General features: G+C 43.4%; 8 protein-coding genes. 7 read left to right on the top strand and 1 reads right to left on the bottom strand.

Annotated elements, in window-relative coordinates; genetic code table 11:
* Positions 1-13: 13 nt before the first annotated feature.
* Both NST25_RS14600 and shc read left to right on the top strand, forming a co-directional pair.
* Positions 14-460: an OsmC family protein gene (locus NST25_RS14600; protein WP_076125698.1), complete on the top strand. Its 447-nt coding sequence runs from the start codon at positions 14-16 to the stop codon at positions 458-460.
* A gap of 135 nt (positions 461-595) precedes the next feature.
* A complete protein-coding gene (shc, locus tag NST25_RS14595; RefSeq protein ID WP_076303776.1) occupies positions 596-2,488 on the top strand; it encodes a squalene--hopene cyclase in 1,893 nt (630 codons plus the stop codon).
* A gap of 1,217 nt (positions 2,489-3,705) precedes the next feature.
* Here shc and spoVB read toward each other — a convergent pair.
* Entirely contained in the window at positions 3,706-5,262 is a 1,557-nt protein-coding gene (gene spoVB / locus NST25_RS14590; RefSeq protein WP_076302059.1) for a stage V sporulation protein B, read from the bottom strand.
* Positions 5,263-5,738: 476 nt separating this feature from the next.
* Between spoVB and NST25_RS14585 the strand changes: the two genes are divergently transcribed.
* From NST25_RS14585 to NST25_RS14565, 5 genes are all read left to right on the top strand, one after another.
* The gene (locus NST25_RS14585) at positions 5,739-9,218 is read left to right on the top strand and encodes a sugar-binding domain-containing protein (RefSeq protein WP_340394291.1); all 3,480 of its coding nucleotides are present in this window, start codon (positions 5,739-5,741) and stop codon (positions 9,216-9,218) included.
* Between the two features lie 493 nt (positions 9,219-9,711).
* A complete protein-coding gene (locus NST25_RS14580) occupies positions 9,712-10,398 on the top strand; it encodes a response regulator transcription factor (RefSeq protein ID WP_076278442.1) in 687 nt (228 codons plus the stop codon).
* Positions 10,385-11,374, top strand: coding sequence for a HAMP domain-containing sensor histidine kinase (locus NST25_RS14575; RefSeq protein WP_340394290.1), 990 nt, complete (start codon positions 10,385-10,387; stop codon positions 11,372-11,374). The genes NST25_RS14580 and NST25_RS14575 overlap by 14 nt, the downstream gene beginning before the upstream one ends.
* A gap of 82 nt (positions 11,375-11,456) precedes the next feature.
* Positions 11,457-12,143: an ABC transporter ATP-binding protein gene (locus tag NST25_RS14570; protein ID WP_076125710.1), complete on the top strand. Its 687-nt coding sequence runs from the start codon at positions 11,457-11,459 to the stop codon at positions 12,141-12,143.
* The gene (locus tag NST25_RS14565) at positions 12,140-14,728 is read left to right on the top strand and encodes an FtsX-like permease family protein (protein ID WP_340394289.1); all 2,589 of its coding nucleotides are present in this window, start codon (positions 12,140-12,142) and stop codon (positions 14,726-14,728) included. The genes NST25_RS14570 and NST25_RS14565 overlap by 4 nt, the downstream gene beginning before the upstream one ends.
* Positions 14,729-14,747: the final 19 nt, after the last annotated feature.

Genomic DNA, 14,747 nt, shown 5'->3' with positions numbered 1-14,747 from the left:
GGAGTGTAAACACATGCCAAATGTTCAAACTTTCAAAGCAACTGCTCATTTGCAAGACGGCGTAAAGGTCGTTACTAATGCAAGACAATTCGAGCTGGTCATCGATGAACCGACAAGTCTAGGGGGTACGGATACAGGAATGAATCCTGTTGAAGCTTTGCTCGCTTCTTTGGGTGCCTGCCAATCCATTGTAGCTCGGGTCTACGCCTCTAAATTTGAGGTGGAGCTTGAAGATTTCAGAGTAGATGTAGAAGGTGACTTGGATCTCGACGGATTCTTCAACCGCTCTGAAGTACGTCCTGGCTATTCCGATATTCGGTATACATTCTACATAAAGACTCCATCCCCTGCTGAGAAGGTCGAACAGTTCGTACAATTTCTGGAGAGCAAATGCCCTGTAGGTGACACCATTGCAGCTCCGGTTAATCTCAAGCTAAATCGTATTGTGATTGAAAATTAACCGTTTAATAATTCTAAGAGGGAATGTAAAAAGGGCTGCAAAGTTGCGTAAAAGCGACTAAGCAGCTCTTTTTCATGTCCTGTTCTCCGACTTCATATAATGTTAAAAATGATGCCCTTCGGAGGAACCCAAAACATGACGGATATACTAAGTAAAGTAGATGAAGAAATCGAACGTTTGTCAACGTTCTTGCTACAACAACAGAAGGATGACGGCTCATGGCATTTTTGTTTTGAGAACGGGATTGTGATCGATGCTTATATGATCATTCTCTTTAGGGTGTTGAACCTACAGAATGAAACGCTCATTCGGCAGCTACATGATCGCATTCTTGATGCACAACAGCGAGAGGGTTGCTGGCAGTTATATAAGGACGAAGAAGCTGGGAACTTATCCACATCAGTCGAAGCTTATTATGCCCTGCTCTATTCTGGATACAGTAAGATAACAGACGAGCCAATACTTCGGGCTAAGCGTTATATACTGTCTAAAGGTGGTTTAGGCAAGGTCACAAGTATCTTAACTAGAGTCATTCTCGCCGCAACGGGTCAAAGCAAGTGGCCTTTAGCAATTTCTTCGATTCCACTGGAGGTGCTTTTGTTTCCGTCTTACTTCCCAATTAACTATTTCGAATTCTCTGGCTACTCTAGGGTACACCTCACTCCTATGCTCATTATGGCCGATCGGCGATTTTCGATCACTACAACCCATGCTCCTGATCTGTCAGATCTTATGGAGACACGATTGGATAGAGATGAATCGCCTACCCGTGGATATCAGGAGATGCAGGATGTTATTCAAATGGGTTTGAGCAGATTACTCGGGAGTCCACACTACATACATGAAGCTGCCAAAAACAAAGCGGAGCAATATATGCTCCAGCGAATCGAATCCGACGGTACCTTTTACAGCTATGCCAGCAGTACAATTCTTATGGTTTTTGCCCTGCTTGCTCTCGATTATGATCGGCAGCATCCGATAATTACACAGGCCATTCGAGGTCTCACCGCGCTGCAATGCCAATCAAATCATAATACTACAATTCAAAACTCTCCATCTACAATATGGGATACAGCGTTAATCTCCTATGCTTTACAAGAGGCACAAATTCCAGTTGATCACAAAGGAATAAAACACGCTGCTTCTTATCTTCTGGAAAAACAGCATCATAAAACTGCTGATTGGAGCATCCATAATCCGGATATAGTTCCCGGTGGATGGGGATTCTCTGAGTCTAATACAATCAATCCGGACGTAGATGATACAACGGCAGCCTTGCGAGCCATCCGAAGCTTATCAACCATTCACCCTTCATATCTGGAATCATGGAATCGCGGACTGAATTGGGTCCTATCGATGCAAAATAACGACGGCGGCTGGCCGGCATTCGAAAAAAACACCAATAAAGAAATGCTCACATGGCTCGCTATCGATGGTGCTAAATCTGCAGCCATTGATCCTTCGGAAGCAGATCTTACCGGACGAACTTTGGAGTTTCTCGGAAACTTCGCTGGTTTAAATACACAACACGAGTTCATTAAAAGGGGTACAAAATGGCTGATTCAACATCAGGAGAAGGATGGTTCGTGGTACGGAAGATGGGGTGTTTGTTATATTTATGGCACTTGGGCATCATTAACAGGCCTGCAGGCTGTTGGGCTCCCTATAAATCATGATACATTGCAAAAAGGAGTGAAGTGGCTTCTAAGCATTCAGAACTCGGACGGCGGTTGGGGGGAGTCTTGTCACAGCGACCGGCTACTACAATATGTTCCTTTAGGAGAAAGCACACCTTCACAAACCGCCTGGGCACTCGATGCGATTATCGCCGTTCAGCCAGAGCCAACAGCTGCGGTGGAAAAAGGAATTCAAAGACTAATCACGTCTATTCATGAAGAGGATTGGAAAACTTCTTATCCCACTGGCGCTGGTCTCCCCGGTAATTTCTATTCCAATTATCATAGTTATCGGTATATCTGGCCACTACTCACACTGAGTCATTACAGAAAAAAATACGGTCAAGGTTAGTACTCGGTAATACTCGGTAATACTCGGTAATAACTAGCGTTGTCCTGCTCCACTTTTTAACTGTCTCGTAAAAGCTTGAATCGCACCATTTGCCGTCCTTTACGACAAACTCTCCTTATCAGTACTTACTTAATAGTCTACATCTCCATTACAGTCAGTCCGTAAACGGGTACGAACCAGTAACGCAACCAAATCATTCATTAAATGCCATAGGGATTGGTATATCAGCTCCCCTACCCTCTCCAATAACTTGCTCCAGTACGTATTCATCTGTTCAAACTATACTACATGTTTTCTTTCCATAAAGACCGCCTACTATTTCTTTTAGTAAAAAACAGCAGAGCAGCGATCATCCGTTATAGGAGAATTGTTGCTTTGCTGTTATGAACCGGGGGTCGAATGCTTTTATCCGTTGCACCTACCTAAATCACCCAGTCTTAATCAAGATTAGAGCTTTAGGACTCAGAAGACGCTATTTGCTTGTTTTTAGGCTTTTGAGTTAGGTTACGGACTCCAGTGCAACTATTCCTTAAAAAGAGAGTCATTTTTGGAGTTTTTCATGGTAATAACTGCGATGGGGTCCGATAAAATTCCAAATGTAAGCTAAATCTGCTCTTAAGGTCAGCTGTGTCCGATAGCAAATACGTGTGCGCAAAATGTTACCTAATCAATCCAACTTGCCATATGAATCATCCCTATAAGAATTACTTAAATTACTTATGAGATAGACTCCATTTTTGCTTTGAGGCAATTGAGCGTAGTTAACACATGGTCAATTAGGCAGCAATCTCCGATAATCAAGGATCATTGCCTGATATTTTGGATCACTGGCGGTTTGCCTGAGCAAATTATGACTGTAACTTCTGATATCCCCACTCCGTATATTTGTAGCGCAAGATTTTAACGCAATCTAATGAGATAACTGTATTTTATACACTTAATCCATATTGCTAGGGAATAACTCCGACTTTAACTGCATTCTATACAATTAAAATCAAGAGAAATCACCTAATAGGCTTAAACTCGTGAGAATAGATGTAAGAAATACAGCTATTTTCAATGTGTAACTGTTTTGAACGATTATAGCTGCACAAAATACAGTTAAACATCTCGCTGCTCCCCATCCATTACCTTCATCCGCCCCCATACGGGTACACAGAGGGTTGCATTACTCATTTTACTTTTTGGAGCATGCTACCGGAATATCCCCTCCTCTTTCAAGAAACAGGTGTAATTGTTGGTGGTTTTGGTGCCCTTTCCCACGCATGGGTTACCTGCAATGTTGCTGCATAGGTGATTAACGAAACAAGCAACGCTCCGAACAGTTGAATAATCTGCCCCAGGTCCAATCGCTCCAGAATTCCGTGAGCCGCCAACCCGCTAAGCGCCATGACAATTCCTCCCGCTCCCACCTTGAATACAATACGAAAGTCAAAATAAAATCCGATCGTTCCTGCCACAGATAAAAAATTCAACAGTGTCAGCAGCAAGAGCCCCAGTCCGAATCCCATGGCCACCCCTTCGATTCCAATATTAGAACCTAGAACAAAGATCGCAATCACTTCAAAGACATTCGTAAGAATATGATTCCACATAACCGTTGATGCTTTCCCCAAACCAAGCAAAATTGCTTGCAGTGGCGCTCCGAAATAATAAAGAAAAAATAAGGGTGCAATTAACTTTAACAGCTCGCCCGCTTCTGGCGAATGATAGATCATGGTTGTTAAGGGTACAGCCCATAAGTACAGGATGATTGTACATGGGAAACCTACTATAAGCGCGGATCGCATAGCCATATCCATCCGACTATGCATAAGCTTGCTATTGTTGCTCACACTTGCTTCGCTGATCGCCGGAATTAATGCAGTCGACAACGATTGTGTGAAGAAGCTGGGGAGAAACAACATGGGAAGAGCATAACCCGCCAGAAGTCCGAATTGCTTGGTCGCCATCTCAACACCCACACCAAACAGTACTAGACTTTTCGTAATCAGCAGTGGTAGAAAGGCATGATAGAGAGAATGAATAAAACCGCTGCCTGTCATCGGTAAGCCGATGCGCAGCAAATCTCTCAACGTACTGTCTCCTTTAATTGAAATTCTTGACGTAGGTGGTGGAGAGGTTTTGATCTTACCTCGATTTGCCCATTTGAAAACAGCAAACAAATAGAGCAAACCAAAACCTTCCCCAACAACGGAGGCAGCCATTGCACCAGCAGCCGCATAGGCAATACCGTAGGGCAACAAAACGTTGACCACACCGATAATGACAATGATTTGCGCCAGATTCTCAATAATATCGGAAAAGGCAAGTGGGTTCATGTTCTGTTTTCCACGAAAATAACCTTTCAGTACAGCAGACATCGCAATAATTGGAATGATCGGCGTAATAGCAACCATAGCATAATACGCCCGCTGATCGGCCAAAAAAATCGATGCGATCCATTTGGAGCCAAATAGAGCCACTAAAGTTAATATAATACTCAACGTACCCGTAATACTTAAGGATACTGTGAGAATCCGCTTTACTCGCGCTTCATCCTGTTTAACCTCAGCTTCCGATACAAGCTTTGAAATCGCAACAGGAAGCCCCAGCTCTGTCAGCGTAATAAATAAGGGAAGCAGTGGATGAGCAATCATAAGCAGCCCTACTCCCTCTGCTCCCAAAAAACGTGCCAGTAAGACTCCGTTCAAAAAACCAAGCCCTTTTGTGAAAAATGACGACACGGTTAATATGAACGTGCCACGAATAAAACTTTGTTTACGCATCCCCATTTATACGCATCTCCACCTATGGTTTGTCCTGTCCTTCTTTCTAACTTATTCGAACAAACACAAGTACATGCAGACAAGTATTTGTAAAGTATTAAATCAGCGATAAGCTCAACACATCTTAGCCGGTGTACCAGGCAATTTCCCTCACTTCACTTTCATTAGCTTCTGTAGCGAAATCATTTTTCATAGACCAGAGATACTTCTCTGCATCATTTATTAGTACTGTTTTTGTATAAATTTCATCCTCCGCAATAAAAGATATATTAAGAAATAAATAGATAATTTACCAATGGCATGTTATCATTTTGAATGCGATTTCAATAGCGTTGTTATAACAGTTTTTTTACTCTTCTTCGTGAATGTCTTTTTGCAAAATCTTTGATATGATAAAAAAGAGTACAAAAGGCTTTACGGAAATCATTCACATCGTTAATAACCACTTCTAAATTTTCCAAAGATAAAGGAGAACTTCATTCATGAGTCAGAAAACAAGATTAAATAATGACTGGTTATTCAGCAAACAGCCGCTTAAGTCCACTTTAGAATCGGTGATAGCAGCTGATTCGGAGTGGATCGACGTAACCTTACCCCATGACTGGCTAATTTTTGATACACATAATCTATATCAAAGCGGAGAAGGCTGGTACCGTAAAAGCATAGTTATAGATGAGAAAGTGCCAAATAGTCTTGTCTCGCTTCGTTTTGAAGGCGTATACATGGACTCCACTCTCTATGTGAACGGCCATATCGCAGGCGTCTGGAAAAATGGATACTCCACTTTTGAAATAGATATCACGCCATACATTATTGAAGGTATCAACGAAATCTATGTTCAAGTGGTTCATGAGTCTCCTAATTCACGCTGGTATTCTGGTGCGGGCATCTATCGCAGTGTATGGCTGAAGACGTATCCGGGGACACATATTGTGCCTGATGGTATTTATATCTCTACTCACAAAAAAGAGGATTCCTGGAATGTTGAGGTAGATACCGAAGTCTTGTGCAATGATCTATTGCAAAGCGAAAAACACTACATAATTCGTCACAGTATACTGGACGCTTCAGGTATCTGTATCTCTCATGTAGAAAATGAAAGTCCAGTACAAGTCGGGTCTGCTGTATCCAGCTCTGCCCTCTTATCCGTCAATAATCCAATGCTCTGGGATATTAACCAGCCTTACTGCTATTCCCTAAAAACTGAACTGCTGGAGAATGATCAGGTAATAGAAGAAGAAATCCAAACCTTCGGATTCCGTACGATGGAGTTTGACAGCCAACAAGGTTTCTTTTTGAATGGCCGAAAGGTGAAGATTCATGGCGTATGCCAACATCATGATTTGGGATGTTTGGGGGCTGCGGTGAATAAGGCAGCTCTAAAAAGACAGATTATCCTCCTGCAGGAGATGGGCGTAAACGCTATTCGTACGGCCCACAATATGCCAGCCGTTGAACTGATGGAACTAGCGGATGAGATGGGCGTGCTCATAGTTTCCGAAGCATTCGATATGTGGGAACGCAGTAAAACTCCTTTTGACTACGCCAGATTTTATCCGGATTGGTGGAAACAAGATATTGCCAGCTGGGTACGCCGGGATAGAAATCGCCCCTCCATGCTCATGTGGAGTATCGGAAATGAAATATACGACACCCATGCCGATGAACGCGGCCAAGAGTTAACCATAGAATTACGTGATCTGGTGCAGGTTCATGACCCTAAAGGAAATGCAGTGGTTACTATCGGTTCCAACTATATGCCATGGGAGAATGCACAGAAATGCGCAGATCTAGTGAAGTTCGCAGGGTATAACTATGCCGAAAAATACTATGACCAGCATCATGAGGAACATCCCGACTGGATTATTTATGGTAGTGAAACTTCGTCTACTGTACAGAGCAGAGGCATCTACCACTTCCCTTATGCTCAGTCTGTATTGTCTGACGATGATGAACAATGCTCAGCCTTAGGGAACAGTTCTACTAGCTGGGGTGCCAAAAACACAGAAGCTTGCATCATCGCAGATCGTGATGCGACCTACTCACCTGGACAATTTATTTGGACTGGATTTGACTATATTGGGGAGCCGACTCCGTACTTCACTAAAAACTCGTATTTCGGTCAACTGGATACCGCAGGATTCAAAAAGGATTCCTATTATATTTATCAAGCAGAATGGACGGATTACAAGGTCGCCCCGATGATTCATATTTTTCCGTACTGGGATTTTTCTGAAGGGCAGCTTATTGATGTGCGAGTATGCTCCAACGCACCACAAATCGAATTGTTCTTTAATGATCAATCCATGGGCACGGTTAACATTGACCATAAACATGGTAAAAAGCTGCTTGGGGAATGGCAGCTCCCCTATAGCAAAGGTACTCTCCGAGCAGTCGCTTATGATGAACACGGAGTACAGATCGCTGATGATACGGTAACTTCTTTCGGAGATTCGGCCACTGTGGTCATGAATCCTGATAAAACTCAGATGACTGCTGACGGATCGGACTTGGTATTTGTGGAGATCTCGACCCTCGATCAAGAAGGACGTCCCGTGGAGAACGCCAATAATCGTATTCAAATCTCTGTAGAAGGACCGGGGCGTCTTGTTGGTTTGGATAATGGTGACAGCACTGACTACGATTCATATAAAGGAACAAGTCGCCGGATGTTCAGCGGCAAATTGCTTGCGGTCATTGCCTCTTCATTGGAGTCAGGTACAATCGTTGTACGTGCATCTTCCCATGGCTTACAGTCTGCTGAGCTTACACTGACTTTGGAAGCACGAGAGCTAGATCATTCTAAAGACGAAGAGCTTGTACTTTATCAACACTCATCACAATCTCTATCGGATGTGAGCGAGTTATCCCAAAACTATTTATCAGATGAAATTCCCGTTCGCAAGCTGGAAATCATATGCCCGCAAGGAAATCAACTAACGAAGGACACCCGTTCACTTCCGGTTCGTGTGCAAATTCATCCAGAGAACGCATCCTATCAGGAAATTGAATGGCGAGTTACGAATGCTGCCGGTATTGACGCCAATATAGCCGTTCTTGAGGCAAATGGACATGAAGCAGTAATTTCGGCTTTGGGAGACGGAGACGTCTATGTACGATGTGCAACGAAAAACGGTGCAGATCAAGTGCGCCTGTATTCGCTTATGGAATTCCATATTCGAGATATGGGAGCTGCCTTTTTGAATCCTTATGAGTTTGTTTCCGCTGGTTATCATAGCAATACGAGCCGGAACTTAACAAATGGGAATGAACGCGGAGTGGCTACTGCAAGAGAAGGAGAAAGCTGGATCTGTTTCGACAACATCGATTTCGGTGATTATGGAACTACTGAACTTACCCTTCCTATCTTCGCGCTAGATAACGATAAATATACGATTGATATATGGAAAGGTACACCGGATGCTCCAAACGCAGCTCTGCTGACACAGGTAACCTATCAAAAACCATCCATATGGAATGTATATCAAGAGGAGACCTACCCATTACCTGAGCGAATAAAAGGTGTCACCACCCTTTGTTTTGTTCTTCATAAAAAGATTCATCTCAAGGGCTTTCAGTTTAACAAGCCTTTAAAAGCGTACGAAGAACTTAACGTTCTAGAATACAATCAGATTTATGGGGATTCCTTTACGCTGGCAGATGGACAAATCAAAAATATTGGTAACAACGTCTCTCTCATCTTTAAAGATATGGACTTCGGTGATACTGGAAGCACTAAACTAACCTTATGCGGGCATTCGCCTATCGATAAAAATACTCTGCATATTCTATTTAGCGGACCAGAGGGTGAAAAGAGACAGCTTGTGGAGTTTACACAGTCAAGTGATTATTGCGAAAGAGAATTTGTATTGGAGCGCATAACCGGTCCGCAAACCGTCACCTTTATATTTCTACCGGGGAGCCAGTTTGATTTTAAGTGGTTCCAGTTCCAAGCAGAGTAAGGTATTTTCAACTTTAAACTAGATGGATAGCTTTATTACAGAACAAATCCCCTGCGCATTTGTCACGGTTCAATAAGGATGTTTTCGGCTTTTGAGATTTGCCGTAGGATTATCAAGTCCTACGGCTTTTTTCTTGTTTTAAACCTTTTATCAGACATTGCTTTTGAAATTCATCCTTAATTTGCAGACTCTTTTCTTTCGAGAGATTTCTTCCTGTTACATTTAGCTTCATACTATTTAACCCTATTACATTTTAGCGTTCATATTTCTGCCTTTAATATAAGTTTACACACCCTATATTTTTTGTTTATACCTCGGACTGTATGTTTCTGTCAAAAGAAATATAATAGATCTAAGGAGGTGTTATGCATAGATTATATAACGACAAAGGAATCAGCGAAAAAATGGGAAATACTTGCCTTGTTCCAATTGACGCTAAAAACCCGGCTAACGGACGATATAGTTGCAGTAAAGTAAAGGACGGTGCAAATAAATGAACCAGATATTTTTGGTTGAGGACGATAAGACAATCGCTAAAAACCTTGTGCTTCTGCTCCGCTCAGAGGGATTTACAGTCTCTCATGTCCCTACGCGGAGTGAAGCCCTTACCGCGCTTGCCGGAAATAAATTTGACTTGGCGTTGATTGATATTTCTTTGCCTGATGGAAATGGCTTTGCGGTTTGCACGGAAATCAAAAAAACGCAAGATATTCCCATAATCTTTCTGACGGCTTCTGGCGATGAGTCAAGTGTTGTTACCGGGCTGAACATGGGCGCGGACGACTATATCACTAAGCCTTTTCGTCCGCGTGAATTGATTGCACGAATTGGAGCCGCCTTGCGAAAAAGTGGGCGTTCCATATCTGATTTTAAAATTCACGGGCTTCATGTCGATATGGCAAGTGGCATTGTGGAGAAAAACGGTAGCGAGGTCTTTCTTTCAGCATTAGAATACCGCTTGTTGCTGATGTTTATTAGCAATTCGAAAAGTATTATCACGAGAGGCAGGCTGCTTGACGAATTGTGGGACGCTGCAGGCGAGTTTGTCAATGACAATACACTGACCGTGTACATCAAACGTTTGCGGGAGAAGATAGAGAACGATCCAGCAAGTCCGCAAATTATTCTGACTGTTCGTGGGACGGGATATAGATTGGGGAACGAGTATGCTTCGGAATAGAGAGTTTCGACATTTTGTCATTTTGTTCTCCTTAATTGCCACCTCCGCTGTGACGCTGGGATTTGCAATCAATATGACGGCGGGAATCCTTACCACTACCTCTACCGCCGCTTTTGGCATAGCGTTTTTCGTGTTTACCAAAGCCCGATACATAAGCATTGCACGGATTTCACATCAAATCGACCTTGTGCTTCATAATGCTGACCTTCTGTACATTGAAGAGTCGGACGAAGGCGAGCTTTCTATTCTGCACAGCGAGATAACAAAAATGCTACTGCGCATTCGGGAGCAAAACGATGCGCTGAAAAAAGAAAAAGAACATCTTGCCGATTCGCTGGCCGACATAGCCCACCAACTCCGAACCCCACTCACATCAGCCAACCTCATTCTGTCTTTGTTAGAGAATAGCCCTAATGAAAACGAACGGAAAGCATTTATACGAGAAACAGAAGAATTGCTTGTGCGGATGGATTGGCTGATTACTTCTCTACTAAAATTATCTCGCTTGGACGCGGGCATTGTGGTATTCCAAAACGAGCAGATAGATGTAGATAGCTTGATACGCTCCGCCCTTCGCCCGTTCCTAATCCCAATAGAACTGCGCTATATTGATTTGCAAATAGACGTGCCGAAAGTAGTACTTATTCAAGGCGATCCAGGTTGGATTTCGCAAGCAATTCAAAACATCCTCAAAAATTGTATAGAAAGTGCAGGCGAGCACGGGAGGATTGAGATTGATTGTACGGATAACCGGTTATTTACCGAGATTGTCATCCACGACAGCGGTGCGGGTTTTCAGAAAGAAGATTTGCACTGCTTGTTTGACAGGTTTTATCGCGGGAAAAACCCAAACGCTACAGGATACGGGATTGGATTGGCTCTCTGCAAGATGATTATAACGCGGCAAGGAGGAACGATTACCGCAAAAAACCACCCGCAAGGCGGCGCAATCTTTACCATTCGTTTCTCAAAGTGACAGATCTCTCACCTGAAAGTCACAGAGATGTAAGTTGAAGGTTCTATTATATGGGAAACCCATCAGAAAGGAGACTCACATAATGGAGTTTTTAAAAATTGAAAATTTATGCAAAGTCTACGGTAAGGGAAATAATCAAGTTACTGCGCTTGACCATGTTTCACTTACAATTGAAAAGGGAGGATTCACCGCAATCATCGGTTCGTCCGGATCGGGCAAATCTACATTGCTTCACAGCGTCGGGGGCGTAGACGTACCGACAAGCGGAAAGGTATATTTGAACGGGCAAGATGTATATAGCCAAAGCAATGAAAAACTCGCCATCTTCCGCAGACGGCAAGTTGGACTGATTTACCAATTTCACAACCTCATTCCCACTCTGAATGTAGTGGAAAATATCACTTTGCCTATCCTTATGGACAAGCGCAAGGTCAACGAGGAAAGGCTAAATGACCTGCTCGAAATGCTTGGGTTGCAAGATCGAAAAACGCATTTACCCAATCAGCTTTCAGGTGGTCAGCAACAGCGTGTTTCCATAGGACGCGCTTTGATGAATGCCCCGGCGGTTATGCTTGCCGACGAACCCACGGGCAGCTTAGATAGCCGAAATGGACATGAAATCATCAAGTTGCTCAAAGAAAGCAATAAAAAATATGGGCAGACCCTGATCCTCGTCACCCATGACGAAAATATTGCCCTGCAAGCAGACCGTATTATCGGTATAACAGACGGCAAAGTAACGCGGGATGAACAGGTGGTTCGGCCATGAATATTTTTAACAAAGTCACACTGCAAAGTATGAAAAAAAGCCGTTCCCGAACGATTGTCACGGTGATCGGAGTTGTTCTGTCCGCCGCCATGATTACGGCTGTCGCTACCTTTGGCACTTCCCTGTTAAATTATCTGGTAAACGGTTCTATTGCGAAATACGGCGGTTGGCACGTTGAGTTTTTGGATGTTGATTCCTCTTTCGTGCAAGAGAGAACCCATGACAGTAAAGTTGCAAACAGCGCAGCATTTGAAAATATCGGTTATGCAACGCTTGAAGGCGGGAAAAGCCCTGAAAAGCCCTATCTTTTCATCGCCGGATTCAGTGAGGAAGCCTTTGATACCTTACCCACAAGCCTGATTTCCGGCAGGCTTCCTGAAAATAGCAAGGAGATTCTCGTCCCGTCTCACGTTACTGCAAAGGGCGGTGTTAGATTTAAGTTGGGCGACACACTTTCACTTTCTGTTGGAAGCCGATTGAATGGAAACAAGAATCTCGGCCAACACGACCCTTATCAGACCGGGGGTGAATCGGGAGAGGACAAAGAAACCCTTGTTCCAAAATCAGAGAGAACCTACAAGGTTGTAGGTATCTGCGAAAGACCCAGTTTTGAGGAACATTCCGCACCGGGATACACCTTGATAACGAAAGCAGATCCTAAAGACCAAGCGGACAACTTCAGTATATTTGTCACACTGAAAAATCCGCACGGTGTAACGGCTTACGCAAGCAGTACAGTCGGAGCAGGAGCTTATGTCTTTAACGATGATGTACTGCGCTTCATGGGCGCTTCGGACAATAAACTGTTCAACACGCTTCTGTACTCAGTTGGCGGCATTTTGGTTGCCATAATAATGATAGGCTCGATTTTTCTGATTTATAACTCGTTCAACATCTCGCTGAACGAACGCACACGCCAGTTCGGGATTCTCGCATCGGTGGGTGCAACGGCAAGGCAACTGCGAAATTCTGTGCTATTTGAGGGACTTTGCATTGGTGCAGTCGGCATACCTATTGGCATTATGGTCGGCATAGGCAGTATCGGACTTGTAATTCCTATGGTTGCCGAGAATTTCGGGAAAACTTTCCACAGCACCGTGCCTTTAAACCTATCGTTGTCTGTCCCCGCAATTGTCGCAGCTACAGCAGTCAGTTTAGTTACCATTTTGATTTCAGCCTATATCCCGGCCAGAAAAGCTGCAAATACTCCCGTGATGGAGAATATTCGTCAGACCAACGAGGTCAAAACCGAATCGAAAGCGGTAAAAACATCAAAATTTGCACAGCGTATTTACGGTTTGGAGGGTACACTTGCGTTAAAAAACTTTAAAAGAAACAAAAAACGTTATCGCAGCATTGTGTTATCGCTCACTTTAAGCGTCGTGCTGTTTGTATCGGGAAGTGCTTTTGGAACAACTCTAAAACGACTTTCAGAACAGTTGATAATGGACATGGACTATGACATTCTTTTTACCACTCAGGTGACGGACGACAGCGAAATGATCCCGCTTTACAACAAACTTAAAACCTCTGACGGGGTTTATGAAAGCTCGTACCAAACCGTTTATGTGTATACATCCGTAATTAAGGCAAGCGATTTTTCAGACCGTTACCGGGAATACGCGGGGTATACTACGCCGGACGAAACGGTTCAACTACCCATGGACATCCAGTTTATTGAGGACAGCAAATATCTGAGTTTTATCAAAGAATTGGGTTTGTCTGCAGATGAATATACCGGGCAGGACGCGAAGATGATTGCCGTTGCCAAAAAGCGGATTGATAATAATGAAAGGCCAAGCGAAGTGTTTAATATGTTTGCAAATCATTCCATGACATTTAGTGTCGCCCCCCAAACAAATGACAAGCAAATGATGGAACAGGGGCAAAGCATAAACATTACGTTTGTCGATACGTACCCGGTGGATCCGCCTCCAAGGCAATCTTTAGAGCAGCGGCCATACGTTTTTATGGTGGTAGCTCCCTATTCACTTAAAGAGAACTTTAAAAGCCCGGATACCCATGCGGAAATGGGCCTGGCCTTTCTTTCAAATAATCCCTCGCAATCGGTGGCTGAAATGGAAGCGATCATTCAGGATACGGGAATGATGTCTGCTTATACCCTTTACAATGTCCATACAATAGTTGAACAATACCGCAGTTTAATATTTGTTATTGATGTGTTCACCTATGTTTTTGTTATTATGATTTCCCTGATTGCGGTTGCAAATGTATTCAATACTATTTCCACAAATATCAGACTGCGCAGGCGGGAACTTGCCATGCTCCGCTCGTTGGGGATGTCCGACCGCGATTTCAATAAGATGATGAGTTTTGAGTGTTTCTTTTATGGGATGAGGACGTTGCTGTTCGGAATTCCAATAGCGGGAATCATCTCGTGGCTGATTTATGAAGGGTTAGTGGCCGTAGAAAGGATAGATAACTTTAATTTTGTATTCCCGTGGGGCAGTATGGCAATTAGCGTGTTTGGCGTAATCTTTATCGTGTTTATTACAATGTTGTATGCCATTAGCAAGATAAAAAAAGAAAATATCATTGACGCGCTTCGGGATGATTTGGCTTGATTTTAATACCGATATTAAG

Source organism: Paenibacillus sp. FSL E2-0190, from assembly GCF_037992965.1.
GTDB classification, from domain to species: domain Bacteria; phylum Bacillota; class Bacilli; order Paenibacillales; family Paenibacillaceae; genus Paenibacillus_AQ; species Paenibacillus_AQ odorifer.
The sequence above is the reverse complement of the archived record's forward strand: the minus strand, read 5'-3'. Positions and strand labels throughout refer to the sequence as shown.